18 protein-coding genes are annotated in these 15,832 nt (G+C 31.0%); 4 read left to right on the forward strand and 14 right to left on the reverse strand.

Going from position 1 to position 15,832, the window contains the following annotated elements:
- The first annotated feature begins 174 nt into the window (after positions 1-174).
- Positions 175-1,215, forward strand: a complete 1,041-nt coding sequence (locus J5E45_RS13325; RefSeq protein WP_069792513.1) for a C45 family autoproteolytic acyltransferase/hydrolase — start codon at positions 175-177, stop codon at positions 1,213-1,215.
- 93 nt (positions 1,216-1,308) lie between these two features.
- Here J5E45_RS13325 and J5E45_RS13330 read toward each other — a convergent pair whose 3' ends face one another.
- The 3 genes from J5E45_RS13330 to J5E45_RS13340 all read right to left on the reverse strand — a co-directional run bounded on the left by J5E45_RS13330 (position 1,309) and on the right by J5E45_RS13340 (position 3,326).
- A complete protein-coding gene (locus tag J5E45_RS13330) occupies positions 1,309-2,160 on the reverse strand; it encodes a DUF4097 family beta strand repeat-containing protein (RefSeq protein ID WP_069792512.1) in 852 nt (283 codons plus the stop codon).
- Positions 2,157-2,717 carry an HAAS signaling domain-containing protein gene (locus tag J5E45_RS13335; RefSeq protein ID WP_039068971.1) on the reverse strand — a complete coding sequence of 187 codons (561 nt, stop codon included), beginning with the start codon at positions 2,715-2,717 and terminating at the stop codon, positions 2,157-2,159. The genes J5E45_RS13330 and J5E45_RS13335 overlap by 4 nt, the downstream gene beginning before the upstream one ends.
- A 105-nt stretch (positions 2,718-2,822) precedes the next feature.
- On the reverse strand, positions 2,823-3,326 hold the full coding sequence (locus J5E45_RS13340; RefSeq protein ID WP_238347237.1) for a hypothetical protein: 504 nt from the start codon (positions 3,324-3,326) through the stop codon (positions 2,823-2,825).
- A gap of 144 nt (positions 3,327-3,470) precedes the next feature.
- Here J5E45_RS13340 and J5E45_RS13345 point away from each other — a divergent pair, with 144 nt between their 5' ends.
- A complete protein-coding gene (locus J5E45_RS13345) occupies positions 3,471-4,031 on the forward strand; it encodes a thioredoxin family protein (RefSeq protein WP_069792511.1) in 561 nt (186 codons plus the stop codon).
- Positions 4,032-4,102: 71 nt separating this feature from the next.
- Here the strand turns inward: J5E45_RS13345 and pmtD are convergent, their stop codons facing one another.
- From pmtD to J5E45_RS14415, 7 genes are all read right to left on the reverse strand, one after another.
- On the reverse strand, positions 4,103-4,831 hold the full coding sequence (gene pmtD / locus J5E45_RS13350; protein ID WP_039068967.1) for a phenol-soluble modulin export ABC transporter permease subunit PmtD: 729 nt from the start codon (positions 4,829-4,831) through the stop codon (positions 4,103-4,105).
- Complete coding sequence (pmtC, locus tag J5E45_RS13355; protein WP_069792510.1) at positions 4,831-5,703, reverse strand: phenol-soluble modulin export ABC transporter ATP-binding protein PmtC; 873 nt, start codon at positions 5,701-5,703, stop codon at positions 4,831-4,833. Before pmtC ends, pmtD begins: the two co-directional genes overlap by 1 nt.
- A 20-nt stretch (positions 5,704-5,723) precedes the next feature.
- Positions 5,724-6,386 carry a phenol-soluble modulin export ABC transporter permease subunit PmtB gene (gene pmtB / locus J5E45_RS13360; RefSeq protein WP_039068964.1) on the reverse strand — a complete coding sequence of 221 codons (663 nt, stop codon included), beginning with the start codon at positions 6,384-6,386 and terminating at the stop codon, positions 5,724-5,726.
- A gap of 16 nt (positions 6,387-6,402) precedes the next feature.
- Positions 6,403-7,287 (reverse strand): phenol-soluble modulin export ABC transporter ATP-binding protein PmtA, encoded by an 885-nt coding sequence (gene pmtA, locus J5E45_RS13365; protein WP_069792509.1) that lies wholly within the window; start codon positions 7,285-7,287, stop codon positions 6,403-6,405.
- A complete protein-coding gene (pmtR, locus tag J5E45_RS13370; protein WP_039068962.1) occupies positions 7,284-7,664 on the reverse strand; it encodes a PSM export ABC transporter transcriptional regulator PmtR in 381 nt (126 codons plus the stop codon). The genes pmtA and pmtR overlap by 4 nt, the downstream gene beginning before the upstream one ends.
- A gap of 209 nt (positions 7,665-7,873) precedes the next feature.
- A complete protein-coding gene (locus tag J5E45_RS13375) occupies positions 7,874-8,062 on the reverse strand; it encodes an SE1626 family protein (protein ID WP_069792508.1) in 189 nt (62 codons plus the stop codon).
- A 235-nt stretch (positions 8,063-8,297) separates the two neighbouring features.
- Positions 8,298-8,393 carry a Trp-rich small protein gene (locus J5E45_RS14415; RefSeq protein ID WP_230454283.1) on the reverse strand — a complete coding sequence of 32 codons (96 nt, stop codon included), beginning with the start codon at positions 8,391-8,393 and terminating at the stop codon, positions 8,298-8,300.
- Positions 8,394-8,594: 201 nt separating this feature from the next.
- Between J5E45_RS14415 and J5E45_RS13380 the strand changes: the two genes are divergently transcribed.
- On the forward strand, positions 8,595-9,884 hold the full coding sequence (locus tag J5E45_RS13380; RefSeq protein ID WP_069792507.1) for an aminotransferase class I/II-fold pyridoxal phosphate-dependent enzyme: 1,290 nt from the start codon (positions 8,595-8,597) through the stop codon (positions 9,882-9,884).
- A gap of 267 nt (positions 9,885-10,151) precedes the next feature.
- Here the strand turns inward: J5E45_RS13380 and J5E45_RS13385 are convergent, their stop codons facing one another.
- From J5E45_RS13385 to groES, 3 genes are all read right to left on the reverse strand, one after another.
- On the reverse strand, positions 10,152-10,619 hold the full coding sequence (locus tag J5E45_RS13385; protein WP_039068959.1) for a DinB family protein: 468 nt from the start codon (positions 10,617-10,619) through the stop codon (positions 10,152-10,154).
- 823 nt (positions 10,620-11,442) lie between these two features.
- Positions 11,443-13,065, reverse strand: coding sequence for a chaperonin GroEL (gene groL, locus J5E45_RS13390; protein WP_039068958.1), 1,623 nt, complete (start codon positions 13,063-13,065; stop codon positions 11,443-11,445).
- 63 nt (positions 13,066-13,128) lie between these two features.
- Positions 13,129-13,416: a co-chaperone GroES gene (gene groES / locus J5E45_RS13395; RefSeq protein ID WP_029378932.1), complete on the reverse strand. Its 288-nt coding sequence runs from the start codon at positions 13,414-13,416 to the stop codon at positions 13,129-13,131.
- A 178-nt stretch (positions 13,417-13,594) separates the two neighbouring features.
- Here groES and mroQ point away from each other — a divergent pair, with 178 nt between their 5' ends.
- Positions 13,595-14,338 (forward strand): intramembrane glutamic endopeptidase MroQ, encoded by a 744-nt coding sequence (gene mroQ / locus J5E45_RS13400; protein WP_069792506.1) that lies wholly within the window; start codon positions 13,595-13,597, stop codon positions 14,336-14,338.
- Between the two features lie 78 nt (positions 14,339-14,416).
- Here mroQ and J5E45_RS13405 read toward each other — a convergent pair.
- On the reverse strand, positions 14,417-15,832 hold a 1,416-nt coding region (locus tag J5E45_RS13405), incomplete at its 5' end, for an SdrH family protein (RefSeq protein WP_208182319.1).

Genomic DNA, 15,832 nt, shown 5'->3' on the forward strand with positions numbered 1-15,832 from the left:
ACAGCATCATAATAATTTGCCATTGCAATCACCTCATTTTAATTTAAAAATAAATAACCAGTCGTCGTTGTTATACTTATAATAACGACAAGCATCATATAATACAATTAACATGGAGTTACAATAAAGTTACAAATTTGTAAGATTACACAACTAAAACAGGAGTGTTACATTATGCAAAAAGTAAAAACAGATATATTAACTCACCGCGGATCGCATTTCGATTTAGGTGTACAAACTGCTCAGTGGATGCAACAAACACCATTATTAAAAAATAGAGAAAAAGAATGGAAAAAACGTATGCCTCGCTTTGATATCCACATAAAGGAAACATACGATATCTTCCAAACCTACGCACCTCAAATTTGGGAAGAAATTAGAGGTATGCAAGAAGTCCTTAATCTACCTACAAATCAAATGATACTAAACTTTGCACACTATCGTTTTACACCACTAAAAAATAGTGGCTGTACGGTCTATTTAGGCCGAGACTACATGGTAAGAAATTATGACTACCACCCTGCAACTTATGATGGTCGTTATCAGCTTTTCCAACCAAATGATGGAGGTCTAGCACAAATTGGCCCTACATCTCGCGTGACTGGCAGAATGGATGGTATGAATGAAGCTGGATTATCTATGGGATATAACTTTATGCATAGAAAACATCCAGGCGATGGCTTCGTATGCTATATGATTGGTAGGCTCATTTTGCAATATTGTAAAGACGTACCAGAGGCAATTCAATTATTGAAAGAAATTCCACACAGAAGTTCATTTAGCTATATCGTCATGGATAAGCACTTAAATCACGCCATAATCGAAGTTTCTCCTAGATCACTTGATGTAAGATATGATCGTACATGTACGAACCATTTCAAGTTATTAACTCATGAGAATAGAAATTACACAAAAGAGTCTAAAGAACGTTTAGATAGACTTTTAAAACAAACACCGAATGGTCTGGATAAAATGCATGCATTTGAATTATTTAACAACCCAGAATTTGAAATATATAGTAAATTATTTAAAAGTTGGTCTGGTACGATTCATACAACAATGTATGAGCCGCAATCACTCAAAGCATACATGACTTTAGGTGAAAATAAAATGCCCACTGTAATTGATTTTGAACAATGGCTAAACGGACAACCACTAGATATCCATTCTCTCTACGGACATATAGACACTGATTTGACCTTTGCCAGTTATTAATTGCATATCAAAAATTGATAAGAAACTAGAAAATAGCTATGAAGTCATCTATCAATATAGATTTCTTCATAGCTATTTTTAATATATATCATACTACTTAATATAAATATCGCCATGTACAGTATAGAATTCTAAAACATGATCCCCTTCGCCAACTCTATCATTATCAAAACTTTTATTATTAACTTTTTCTACCCCATCGTCAGGATTTAATTTCAATAACGTATTTTCTGGTTTTTTATTATAGGACATAATAATATCACCATTTTGACTAGAGGCTTTAAATGCAGAATCAATATCCATACAATCTAACTGAATATGGCCACTTTGAGCAAGCAACACAGAATTTTTAATCAATGTATTTTCAGCATATATACTCGCTTCTTTTGTTTTAATATTAGCATTAACAATTTCACTATCGCTAATATGTATAGGTGATTTTAAACCTCTATACAATAATTTTTCAACTTCTGAATTTTGCACATAAACACGGCTACCAGTTTTTTCATTCATATCAAAATCGACTTTGTCAGCCTTGATATTTTGAAGTTTAATATTGCGTGCTTTACTAGAAACTTTCAATTCTTTTAATTTTTCATTTGGTATGGTAATTTTCATTTCAGCCTTAATTTGTCTAAATGGATTATAATTTAAGCCATAATTATCGACTCGGTTACTAGTTTCTTTCAACTTTAATGATTGTTTATCTTTACCTATATCTACTTTCTGTTGGCCTTTATAGTGAATTGCAAACTTATTTCCTTTGGCAATCGTTACATTACTAGAACGGGTGTCAATATCTAAATGCTTTACTTCCACATCATTATACGTTTTATCAATAACATTAAGTTTATTGTTTTGCTTTTCAAAACCAAACCAAGTAATACAACCTAAGGTAAAGCACACAATAAATAGCGCTAAACCACTAAAAAATAATTTCCTCATTCATTTGCACTTCCTTTAATCGTTTTGATATTCCAACGTAAGTATTTTAGTATCAAACGATAAACGAATTGAGCTAATTTCGCAATAATCACAAATAATACAATGCCTAAACCAGTAAATGAAAACGCAAAAAGATAATTACTAATTGCTAAGCTGAACATATTATATAATGAGCCATGAATAATTAATAAAATCGGACTAATTGCTAAAAATAATGCGACTAGAAGTAATACAAACATAAAACTACCAATAAATATCATTGGTATTAAGATAATAATTAAAGATAAAATGCCCATACCTAAGGAGGCCATAATCGCTCTAATAATTGACTTAACATTTGGTCTATATTCTGCCGAAACAATTGCGTTCTTTGCTTTAATCTCTTTTCCAATTTTTTTAGGTGAGTCTAATGCACCTATAATTTGATATTCATTTTTCCCTTCTCTCTCTTGATCAAAGAAGTATTGCTCATACTCATACATGACGTTATCTCGTTCTGTGCTTGGTATGCTATTTAATTCTTGTTCAAGTTCATTCAAGAAAGTGATTTTATCCAAATTATCTACCGCCGTTCTAATTCTAAATTCGAATCAAAATATCTTTTGTAATATCTAAGCATAACGCATTACATAAGATTGTTATTCATTAGATTTTTAAATATTTCATTTCTTGTAAAATTCAATTTTCTTTATTTTATCATGTTTGTACACGATAGATAACTTTATTTGATTAACTTTATCTCGATAAGTAACAACTTTATATGATTTATGTAACTTCTTATCTTTATAATGATTCCCTAATTGATTAATCACACTTTGTATATCACCATCTATGTTAGCATTAAAATTAGTCTCAATCTTAGTATCTTTAACGAGCGTGATGCCTTTCAAATAATGATTACTTTTATTTACTTTAAAAGTTAAATAATGTTTATTATCTTTTGTATAAATACGATGATTCTTCATTACGATACGATTATTTACTGTATAATTTCTGACATCTATTTGTGTGTCTAATTTCATATCATCAATAGTTAATTGAGATAAATCAGTAGATTGCGTATTGTTAATATGATTAATAATTAAGATAGTGCCTATCCCTATTGATATAAAAATAGTAAATGTAAATATTTTAAATGACCTATGTATATTCAATGTTGTTGTCACACTCCAATATAATAAAAGCCAAGCTTGGTAATTTTAATTGTCAGGTTAACTTGAAATCAAATTTATTTTTTCTAAGTATTTAAAATTTTCTTTCATATTAAAAATTGATATAATAAAAACTAATACGTTAAAGGGGGAAATATTATGACAAGTTTAGAAACTTATTTCAAAAACAGTCAACCGCTTGATCAATATATCGAAGCTATGACTGAAAACAAAGAGAATTTGTTAACGATTTACAATTCTTTCTCTTTACCAGAAGAGGATAACCGAATTGAAAAAATTAAATCATTAAACTATTCAAAAGTATTAGTCATCACTGAAGACTGGTGTGGGGATGCCATGATGAATGTCCCAATTTTAAAACATATTAGTGAAAGTTTAAATTTAGAAGTTCGAGTATTCCACCGAGATGAAAATACAGATTTAATAGATCAGTATTTAACAAATGGAACCGCTCGTTCAATACCTATTTTTGTTTTCTTAAATGACGCTTATGAACAACAAACTGTCTGGGGGCCACGTGCAAGACAAGTGCAACACTTTGTTGATGAAACACGTTCAAATGTCCCAGCAAAAGACGATCCAACTTTTGAAGATAAGTCTGCCGAAGCTCATACAATTATGATGAATCGTTATAAAACAGATTCTCAATTATGGAAACACGTTTATGATTCCATATTAGATAAATTAATCATAAAATAAAAAGACGTATGAATGATGCTGTTTAACTGCACATTCATACGTCTTTTTTACTCTTTATTAACTATTCGTTATTAAATATCTTTCTTAGACGAATAGAATATATTAACTACAAATAAGATAACAATCGACGCTGAAGTTATAAACCATTGCCAGTTCGTAAATGTATAGTCACCAGAAGTTGTTTTTGAAGTTAAATAGCTAAATGGAATATATTTTAATGAATCTTGTATATTGTCGCCAATTTTAGGAATCATAGGTAAAAATGGTTCTGCAAATGGGACAATTAACACTAAGAATACACCAAGTGTAAAAATAAGAGCTGTCTTAGGCACGATAAGTGAAAATAAATATAAAAGTAAGCCAAAGAATAAATGGAACATTAAAAAGAACCATAATAGTTCAAAAACCTTTTTAGTTTTAATATTATCGCCATCCACAATACCTTGAACGATAAGCACAAATGCAACTAATACTGCTGTAATCAATACTGCAATTAAAATAATCGAAATCACTTTGGCAATAATATAACCAATACGATTAGACGTTTTATTCATATATAGCTGGATTGTTCCTTGTGAAATATCACGTGTGATTGTTTTGATTACAAATAGTAAGCCCATAATCGAAAAGAACCAACTACCTATTGAAAGCAATGTATTGCCATCCATTTCATCTGATTGTTGAACAAATAAGATTGTAAAACCAACCATCGGTAATAATGTTAAAAGCAACGCTAAATACGTTAATGGACTTTTAAAAATACTGTACATATCATATTTTACAAGTTGTAAACTATTCATTATTTACCACCTTTCTGATTGATGTTGAAGTAAGTATCACGTAATGAACTTTTACGTGTTTCAATAAATTTAGGATAAATCTCTTTATTCGCTAAACCTTTAAGCACATTTTGATAGCTGCTTTGAGCCTTTATAATAATTTCTCCACTTGCCTTTTGCGTTTGAATTACATCAAATTTTTCATTTAAGAACGTTGCAGCAGCATCGAAATCATTACCTTCAAATACTAGTACTGTAGAATCAGAAGGTGTCCCCTCTTTCATATCTACATCTTGAACAAATTTACCATCACGTAAGAATACTGCTCTGTCACAAATCAATTCAATATCTTCCAATTTATGACTAGAAATTAAAATTTTCATTTCTAATTCTTTTACAAGGGATTGAATTGTTTTTAAAACATCGATTGAACCATCTGGATCCATACCATTTGTAGGCTCATCAAGAATTAAATACTTCGGTTTATTCATTAGTGAAACAGCAATTGCCAATTTTTGTTTCATACCCATAGAATATTTTTTAACTTTTTTCTTAACGTAAGGTCTCATACCGAACGCGTCGATAATTTGATCCGCATATTTTTTGTCAAAGCCTTTTCCTAAAACATTCGCGAAAAGTTTTAAATTATATAATCCAGATTTATTATCATATAATTTAGGATGTTCGATTAAGTAACCGATATTTTCTTTGTTACCTATTTTCACGTCACCTTTATAATTGATAATATTTCCATTCATAACTTTCATAAGTGTTGTTTTACCAACACCATTTTTACCTATCAAGCCCACAATTTGGCTCTGGCCAAAATCAAAATCAATATGATCTAAAACATTGTTACTACCATATGTTTTAGTAATATTCTTTAATTCCATAAATGCGCCTCCCTTTGAGATTAATTTATTTTTTTATATTGAATGAAATAATTAGCAATAAGAAATAAAATACTCATTACTAAAAATCCATAATTAAACATCGGTTCTAGATAATCTAATTCTATTAAATTAAAGTTGAATATCGCGATAAGACCAACAGCAATCAGTATGACAAAAACCGGTATAATAATAAACATCGTTAATAGATATATCAAATAAGAAATATATTCCGATTTCTGTTCAGTATACCTTTTAAATGCTATAGGTATAGCAAAGAAATTAATTGTTATATATGAGTAAGGTACCATAATATTCAAATTTAGTTGGTCCGCAGAAACGTTAGAGTCCGGTATATTGTATAGCGATAATATAGATGCTCCTACTAATGTAAACATGATTACCGTTATATAATTTGCGTTAAGTAAAGCTAATTTCGAAACTGGTAAACTAGCAAAGAAATCGTAAGACATTTTATGTCCTAACTTACTATTAAACCTAAATACATGACCAGAATCAACGATAGATATAAACAGTAATATCATAGCAACCGCTGAATAAATTGATTTAGTAAGTAATGTACCATGTCCGATTACTAATTGTAACGGCGCAATCAACAATAAAATCAAATAAATAATTATAGTCCATTTACGTAATTTTATATTTCTAATAAGTAAATTTTTCATCTAATGGTCCTCCTCACTATGAAATGTCGTTTTCAATTTCAATTTTATGTAATCCTTTTTCGAGGAAAACCATTAGTTCTTCAATTTTAGGTCTAGTTATTGCTACTTCATTACCAAATATTTCTTTAAAGACATTTGCATGTGTTGTAAGTGCCGTATAACCTGTTTTATTATATTCAATATAATATGCTAAAGACACTAACTCATCGTCTATCTGACTAGAATCGCCTTTTACAATTTGAAACTTATTAAGAATATCATCTAAAAAATCATTAAAGACAATTTCACTATCTTTTAAATACACCAAGTAATCAGCAATTTTCTCTAAATCTGAAATGATGTGTGTGGAAATAAATACAGTTTTATTTTCATCGATGAGTTCTTGTTGAATGATATCTAAAACTTCATTTCGAACAACTGGATCTAACCCAGAAGTAGGTTCGTCTAAAATAAATAATTCTGCATGATGACTAAAAGCAATCGCAATAGATAATTTCATTTTCATACCTGTTGAGAAAGTTTTGAGCTTTTTATCTCGAGCTAAATTAAACTTTTCAAGAAAGTAATTGAAACGATCATTGTCCCATTTTTTATAAAAAGGAGCGATATATTTTTCAATTTTGTTCACTGTCCACTTGTCATTTAAATACAACTCTGAATAAATAAAACCTATTCTATTTTTGATTTCCTCAGCATTAATTTTCATCTGTTTATTAAATACTAAGATTTCTCCACTTTCTGGTTCAATCAAATCCATAATTAATCTAATGAGTGTCGTTTTGCCAACACCATTTGCGCCAATAAATCCTGTGACAAATCCTTGAGGAACTTCAAAAGAAATATTATTCAACTTGAATTCTTTATACTGATAATTAACAGCATTTAATTCTATAGCATTCATTCCTCATCCTCCTCAAAAATCATTTCCAGAATTTCTTGTAACTCAGGCAATGACATACCAATTGTCTTGGCTTCTTTACACATTGATTTTGCTAATGACTCAATTACGATGAATTGTTTTTCTTTTAAAATAGAACTATCTTGTTGCTTTACAAACGTGCCTTTACCTCTAATTGTAAATACAAAGCCATCTTTTTCTAAGTCTTCGTATGCTCGCTTAGTGGTTATCACGCTAACACTTAAATCTTGTGCTAACTCACGCATAGAAGGTAGATGTTCACCTGGAACTACGTACCCTTTTAAGATATTTTCTTTTATTTGTTGCTTAATTTGTTCATAGATGGGGCTTTCACTACTATTTTTTAAAAGTATTCTCACGGACGTCCTCCTTTGCAACTGTATATACACAATATATACAATATATACACGCTTGTAAAGGGAAAATTAGAAATTAATTGCGCGCTTTTTAATTTTACACCTTTGAACACTAAATAATATTTTTGAGATACATATACAAAAATAAAAGACTATATCTGAAACTAAGCATATTTTTGCTTTTTCCATAGATATAGTCTTTATAATAACTATTATTTTTTTTGGTTATTTTTCTTTTTTCGTCTATTATTGTTGCGGTCAATAAACGCACAAACCATAAACATAATAGCCGCGATTAATAATTTGATGCCAGAGCTTTCATGTCCTGTAGCTTGCAAATAATATCCCACTACAAACAGAGCAATAGCAATAATTACAAATATCTTTGTTAAATGTTTCATTCATTTCACCTCAAACAATTTTCATTATACCAAATTATGTTAAGTATTTCTAAATCTCTACTAATTCATTTAATTTTTTTGATTTTTATTTTGCCTCTATCATATTTGGAGCAATAGAATATAATGTTTGCAGTTATTAAAATATGATGATAAAATTATTAATGTATCCACGGATTATATTACACAACCCCAAGTCTGATGACGCAGACTTGGGGTTTTTTGTGTGTAAGGCCACCTATTTGTCTTTCCATTTATTTTCTAACCAAACACGGAATACAACAAGTAAGCTACCTGTTAACAAAGTTGTAATGATTTCTTGCCACCACGTGATCATATTACACCTCCCACAGAAAAAAGTACCATGTAGGATTTCGATGGCCTAACCATATTCTAACATAAAATAGAACGTATGTTCGCTTCAAACTCTAGATTTTTTATTTTTCCGTCAAATCTTTGCGCTATGCTTTAATTTCAAGCTGTTTCGCGATAATATAATAGTATCCTGAAATAGTAAAGAGAGGTTGACCAACATATGAATCCTTTAGCTTTAGATTTAAATGAAAAATTATCTAAATCAAATCCAGAAATAGCCGATATGCTATCAGATCTTGGAAAATTAATGTATTATCCAAAAGGTATTTTATCTCAATCTGCTGAAGCAAAATCTACAAAGTATAATGCGACAATCGGTATGGCTACTTATAAAGACAGTAAAATGTATGCTAATACATTAAATGATGTTTTTACAGAGCTTACTCCTGATGAAATCTTTCCATACGCACCTCCTCAAGGTATTGAATCACTTCGTGATTTATGGCAACAAAAAATGTTAAAAGAAAATCCAGACTTAGATGCAGACGACATGACTAGACCAATTCTTACTAATGCTTTAACACATGGTTTATCATTAGTAGCTGACATGTTTGTAGATAGTGGTGATACATTACTATTACCAACTCATAATTGGGGAAATTACAAACTTGTATATAGTGCTAGACACAGCGCTGATATTGAAACGTACGATATCTTTGATGAAGATGGCCATTTTACAACTGATAATTTTGTTGATACTTTGGAAAATTACCAAAAAGATAAAGTAGTTTTAATTTTAAACTATCCAAATAATCCAACAGGCTACACACCTACTAAAGAAGAAGTTAGTACAATAGTGACTGCTATCAAATCTTTAGCAGAACGAGGGACAAATGTTATTGCTTTAGTAGATGATGCTTATTACGGTTTATTTTATGAAGACGTTTATACACAATCACTATTTACTGCGTTAACAAATTTACATTTAGATAATGTATTGCCAATCCGTTTAGATGGTGCTACAAAAGAATTTTTCGCATGGGGACTTCGTGTTGGTTTCATTAGCTTTGGTGTGACAAATGAAATGACGAAACACGTACTTGAAGAAAAAGTAAAAGGATTAATTAGAAGCAACATCTCAAGCGGTCCAATGCCTTCTCAAAGTGCTGTAAAATATGTTTTGGAACACCCTGAGACTTTCGAAAGTGAAATACAGCATAATATTGACACCCTACAAGCGAGATATGAAATCACTAAATCAGTAGTTTATGATGAGCAATATGCGCCTTATTGGCAAGCATATGACTTTAATTCTGGATATTTCATGGCATTAAAAGTTCATGGTGTAGATCCTGAGCAATTGCGTTTACGTTTAATCGAAACATATTCAATTGGTATCATTGCGCTTAACGATACTGATATACGTATCGCGTTCAGTTGTGTGGAAAAAGACGATATCCCTCATGTATTTGATACAATAGCAAAAGCAATCTCAGAATTACAAAAATAATTTATTGATTTAATATAAAATCAAAGAGGGCAACGAAAGCTTATTAATAAACTTTCGTTGCCCTCTTTTGTTATAACTGAAAAATCTTAGGTTAGTTGCAAATATAAGTTAATATTACTTGCAAGTATCCAACGTCTTGGGTGTGCCACGATAGTAACTTTTATTAACAAGATTTCTCTTTAAGCTAGCCCAACACACAAAAAATGACTATACATTAAAACAGCGCAAATACTTATTTACGTTCTGGACTGATTAAATTTGCTATATTTATTGATGTTGTTTAAGTATACGTGACATTTCCTCAATTTTACCAGCGTGTAATGGAACATGAATCGCGTTGAGTACTAATAATTCATTTAACGTACTGCAACCAGCGATAGTTTCTGTTAATTCTTGTTCTAACTGTTCATCAGTTAAATTTCTGGCACGGTTGGGTAATGTTTTTAAATGTTCAAATATTTCATCAACGGTAGGAATATCTTCATCTCCCCACTTTTCTGGTGAAGAACCGTATCCAAATAAACTTGTATATTTAGCAATATCTACTTCATTTTGTTCACATAATGATAATGCACTTTCAAATATCGTAAGTACATGTCCATATTGCCAATGAATTGTATTTGGAAAGGCAGCAATCTTATCATCTAGCACCTGTGCGTTACTCCAGTTATCATACCCTGATATTAAATAATTAATACCTAAATCGATAACTTCATAAACTGTTGGTTTTGTCATAATTAAACTTCCTTTCGTCTTTCAAAAATTTAAGTACACTTAAAATCATGTATAAGAACCGCTTCTAATTATACTTACATACTTTACCCTAAACTATAATTAAATATTCACATAATAAAATGCTTTAGAAATGAAAAATTTATAAACTTAATTTAAATGCACTAATCCTTCATTTTAATAGATATAGAAGCTCTATATACCACACTTTTAACATTATATAATTTGTTCAAAAGCGCAATACTTTAAAATTTAATGCTATATTATACTTTATTAAATACTCTCTAAATAATCGTTCAATATTTCTATAAATATATTTACTTAAAATGAAAAACATAGAAATTGTATTACGCGTACTTTTTGTTTATATTTTTTCATCAAAGTATCAAAATGATGAGCTGTTTTATTAGGACTCATTAACTTTCAATCTTTATCAATCATTCTAAAAGTTATATCCACATTTCAAAATCAAATGACTATGAATAGAACAAATCGAAGAATCGTATTATGGCAATTCTCGTTTTATTAATTTGGCTCGCTCTTTTATTTTGGTTAACAATATTATTTATTAGTTATGTTTAACGATTAAGGATCCATAACATAAACTACTTTTCACTAAAATGGGTTACACTGTCTTAATCAGCATGTATGTTAGATATACAGTAAAGTAAGTCCTATTTTTCAATAGAGTGAGTTACTGCGAATACAAAGATCAAGGCTGGGACAATTAAAAATTGCCCCAGCCTCTATAACTTTTACTACATATAATTTATTAAAGTTAGCAAGAGAAGTCTCATGCTATTTAGTTAAATATTTATATGAAACTTTACATCATACCTGGCATGCCGCCCATACCTGCTTGAGTGTCGTTACTACTTTCTTCTGGAATATTAGCAACAACTGCTTCTGTTGTAAGGAACATTGCAGCAACACTTGCAGCATGTTGTAGTGATGAACGTGTTACTTTTGTAGGATCTACAATACCAGCTTCTAACATGTTTACCCATTCGTTTGTAGCCGCATTGAAACCAACGCCTACATCTGCATTTTTAAGTCTTTCAACTATAATTGAACCTTCTAATCCAGCATTTTCAGCAATTTGGCGTACTGGTGCTTCTAAAGCTTTCAATACAATATTAATACCAGTTGCAATATCGCCTTCTGCTTCAATTTTAGAAACTTTTTCATAGATGTTCATGAAGGCAGTACCTCCACCTGCTACGATACCTTCTTCAACAGCAGCTCTTGTAGAGTTCAAGGCATCTTCAATGCGTAATTTACGTTCTTTCAATTCTGTTTCACTTGCTGCACCAACTTTAATTACCGCTACGCCACCTGCTAATTTAGCTAAACGTTCTTGTAATTTTTCTTTATCGAACTCAGAATCTGTTTCTTCAATCTGAGCTTTAATTTGGCTTACACGTGCATCAATATTATTTTGGTCTCCATCACCATCAACAACAGTTGTATTGTCTTTTGTGATTTCAGCTTTATTTGATGTACCTAACATATCGATTGTAGCATCTTTAATATCTAAACCTAAGTCATCTGTGATTACTTGCGCTCCTGTTAAAATTGCCAAGTCTTCTAACATCGCTTTACGACGATCACCAAAACCAGGAGCCTTAACAGCAACAGCAGTAAATGTGCCACGCATACGGTTTAATACAATATTTGTTAATGCGTCACCTTCTACATCGTCAGCTACAATTAAGATTGGACGGTTAGACTGAACAACCTGTTCTAATAATGGTAAAATATCTTGGAACGATGAAATCTTTTTATCAGTAATTAAGATATAAGGTTTTTCAAGTTCTGCAACCATTTTATCTGAATCTGTTACCATATATGGTGATTGATAGCCTCGATCAAATTGCATACCTTCTACAACTTCTAATTCTGTGTTAAAACCACTAGATTCTTCAATTGTAATAACGCCGTCATTACCCACTTTTTCCATAGCTTCAGAAATATATTTACCAATTTCTTCATCAGCAGCAGAAATTGAACCAACTTGGGCAATTTCATTTTTATTATCTACATTTTGAGAAATATCATGTAATGCATTAATAGCAACTTCTACAGCTTTATCAATACCTTGACGTAAGCCTACTGGATTTGCACCACTAGTAACGTTCTTCAATCCTTCTTGTATCATAGCTTGTGCTAAAACAGTTGCAGTTGTTGTACCATCACCGGCAATTTCATTAGTTTTGTTAGCAACTTCTTGGACTAATTTTGCCCCCATATTTTCATAAGGATCTTCTAATTCAATTTCTTTAGCAATTGTTACACCATCATTTGTGATAAGCGGTGATGTATATTCTTTATCTAATACTACGTTACGCCCTTTTGGTCCAATTGTAACTTTAACGGCATTAGCTAATTTATCTACACCTCTTAACATAGATTGACGTGCGTCTTCAGAGAATTTTAAATCTTTCGCCATATTAATTATACCTCCATGATGTTATATTGATTTATTTGAAATTATCAGAATTTTTATGATTTTTTATGATTCAATAATAGCTAAAATATCTTCTTCATTCACAATTAAATAAGTTTCGTCTCCACGTTTTACTTCTGTTCCAGCGAATTGTTGAAATACTACATTATCGCCTTCGTTTACTTCAGGAGCAACACGAGAACCATCTTCTAAAATACGCCCTGCACCTACTGCAATTATCGTACCTTCGTTGGATTTCTCTTTTGCGCTATCAGTTAATACAATACCGCTTTTTGTTGTTTGCTCTTGTTCTGATTTTTGAATAATTACTCGGTTACCTAATGGCTTTAACATTGATTGTTCCTCCTTAAAAAGAATAAAATTGTTTAGCACTTAAAGTTGATGAGTGCTAATGTACTTCTATAATAATCAAAGTTGGTCAATATTTCAAGTTAAAACTATTCAGCTAAATTTTGTATAAAACACTATTTTACGATAAAATAAGATATCATTTAATTTTTGGAGGTTCATTATGTCTCGTTTATGGGTGTCCATATTGACATTGGTTATATATGGTTTAGCACAATTTGGTATCATCATTCTGCAATTGTCTGGCCTATTTGATCACTATAGTGGCAAAGAACTTGTCTTTGCACAAATTTATACGCAAGTTATATTATTTATTATTGCGTCTTTCATAATTATTATAATTAATCATTTCATTGCTAATCCCACTTCCTTGGAACAAAAGCCCAAAGAAAAGAAAAGATATGCTATTGGATGGGCGCTTGTTGGCTACTTCGTAGTAATGATTTATCAAATAATTGCTAACATGATTAATATCTACTTATTAGGTGCACCACAATCAAGTCCAAATACAGAAAGACTTATGAAAGTAGCTCAAGAAATTCCTATATTTATTATATTAATTTCAGTGGTTGGCCCTATTTTAGAAGAATTTGTTTTTAGAAAAGTAATTTTCGGTGAAATTTATAATGTAATCCAAGCAAATAAAACTATTAAGTTTTTGATTGCAGGAATTGTAAGTTCAATTATTTTTAGTGCTGCCCATTCAGATCCTTCCTTTTTTATTATTTACTTTGGTATGGGGATAATTTTCTCAGCACTATATGTTTATACTAAACGAATTTGGGTGCCTATTTTAGTACATATTATGCAAAATGGTTTTGTAGTTATAATTCAAGTATTAGTAGGACCAGAAAAAATAAAAGAAATGCAAGATTCCGCGTCATTTATTTTCAACTTTTTATTTTAATCATTATAAAAGCATTAAAGGGAAGAGGCTACGACATCATTTTATGTCAAAGCTTCTTCCCTTTTTAGATTTTGATTATTATTCACTATCTTTTTTATTTTTTCTATTTACGATAAATCCTAAAACCATACCAATAAAGATAATTATCATTGCAGTGATTAAAGCAAATAGTGTACGTTCGAATTTAACATCAATTTCATTTTTAGATTGTTCATTTGTTGTATGCGTTAATTCATCCTCACTACTTGAATGATATTCATATTTTCCAGAGGATTGTTGTCTTTTAGGATTTTTTAAATCTGGCATTGAACCAATTTCACCTGTAATTAACGCTAGTACTTGGTTGTCTAGATTTTTATAATAATCGCTTGATTTTAATACATTAAAATATTGGAATTTAAAATAATTTGTGCCTTTTTGTAATTCATTTAAAAATGCATTATCAGCAAAAGTTTGACGTCTTAAAACCGATGAAATATCTTTATCAGTAACTGTTTTAGCACTAGAACTCAACTGTTTAACTTGATTCACTACAAAGGGATTATACTTAAACGAACCTGAAGACATTTGATCAAATCTATTTATTAATTGTTTTTCATTCGATTGAGATTTTTCATTTTTAGCTAAATCACCATAACTTGCTGAAACGCCACCACTTGCAATTTCATGATGACTAGAACTTCCATATTGCAGCTCATTATTATTGTCATTGGCGTGATTTATCGAATGGTTATTTGTATTTGAATTGTTATTGGTATTGCCGCCCTGATTAGATGTTACATTTGAATCACCTTGGTTATTAGGTTTAGATGGACTTAAATTACTATTATTGCCTGGTTTATTCGAATTATTTGGACCAGCATGGTTACCATTATTCGGTTTATTTGTATCACTATCTTCATTAGGCGGTTTTGGAGTTTCTGATCCTCCCCCACTTGGTTTGTCTGAACCACTTCCATTGTTCGGCTCATCTGGGTTTGGTTGCGTATTTCCATTATCTCCATTCCCTGGTTTATCTGGAGTTTCTGAACCTCCACCACTTGGTTTGTCAGAGCCACTTCCATTGTTCGGCTCATCTGGGTTTGGTTGGGTATTTCCATTATCTCCATTCCCTGGTTTATCTGGAGTTTCTGAACCTCCACCACTTGGTTTGTCTGTTCCATCTCCATTATTCGGTTCATCTGGATTTGGCTGCTCGTCTGTTCCATCTCCATTATTTGGTTCATCTGGATTTGGCTGCTCGTCTGTTCCATCTCCATTATTTGGTTCATTTGGATTTGGCTGCTCGTCTGTTCCATCTCCATTATTCGGTTCATCTGGATTCGGTTGCTCGTCTGTTCCATCTCCATTATTTGGTTCATTTGGATTTGGCTGCTCGTCTGTTCCATCTCCATTATTCGGTTCATCTGGATTTGGTTGCTCGTCTGTTCCATCTCCATTATTTGGTTCATTTGGATTTGGCTGCTCGTCTGTTCCATCTCCATTATTCGATTC

Origin of the sequence: Staphylococcus shinii, assembly GCF_017583065.1 — a bacterium.
In the GTDB taxonomy this organism is placed as follows: Bacteria; Bacillota; Bacilli; order Staphylococcales; family Staphylococcaceae; genus Staphylococcus; species Staphylococcus shinii.

What these genes read in the sequence shown, in the direction of transcription:
- J5E45_RS13325 (WP_069792513.1), top strand. Translation starts at nt 175, where the DNA reads ATGCAAAAAGTAAAAACAGATATATTAACTCACCGCGGATCGCATTTC.
- J5E45_RS13330 (WP_069792512.1), bottom strand. Translation starts at nt 2,160, where the DNA reads ATGAGGAAATTATTTTTTAGTGGTTTAGCGCTATTTATTGTGTGCTTT.
- J5E45_RS13345 (WP_069792511.1), top strand. Translation starts at nt 3,471, where the DNA reads ATGACAAGTTTAGAAACTTATTTCAAAAACAGTCAACCGCTTGATCAA.
- pmtD (WP_039068967.1), bottom strand. Translation starts at nt 4,831, where the DNA reads ATGAATAGTTTACAACTTGTAAAATATGATATGTACAGTATTTTTAAA.
- pmtC (WP_069792510.1), bottom strand. Translation starts at nt 5,703, where the DNA reads ATGGAATTAAAGAATATTACTAAAACATATGGTAGTAACAATGTTTTA.
- pmtB (WP_039068964.1), bottom strand. Translation starts at nt 6,386, where the DNA reads ATGAAAAATTTACTTATTAGAAATATAAAATTACGTAAATGGACTATA.
- pmtA (WP_069792509.1), bottom strand. Translation starts at nt 7,287, where the DNA reads ATGAATGCTATAGAATTAAATGCTGTTAATTATCAGTATAAAGAATTC.
- J5E45_RS13375 (WP_069792508.1), bottom strand. Translation starts at nt 8,062, where the DNA reads ATGAAACATTTAACAAAGATATTTGTAATTATTGCTATTGCTCTGTTT.
- J5E45_RS13380 (WP_069792507.1), top strand. Translation starts at nt 8,595, where the DNA reads ATGAATCCTTTAGCTTTAGATTTAAATGAAAAATTATCTAAATCAAAT.
- J5E45_RS13385 (WP_039068959.1), bottom strand. Translation starts at nt 10,619, where the DNA reads ATGACAAAACCAACAGTTTATGAAGTTATCGATTTAGGTATTAATTAT.
- groL (WP_039068958.1), bottom strand. Translation starts at nt 13,065, where the DNA reads ATGGCGAAAGATTTAAAATTCTCTGAAGACGCACGTCAATCTATGTTA.
- groES (WP_029378932.1), bottom strand. Translation starts at nt 13,416, where the DNA reads ATGTTAAAGCCATTAGGTAACCGAGTAATTATTCAAAAATCAGAACAA.
- mroQ (WP_069792506.1), top strand. Translation starts at nt 13,595, where the DNA reads ATGTCTCGTTTATGGGTGTCCATATTGACATTGGTTATATATGGTTTA.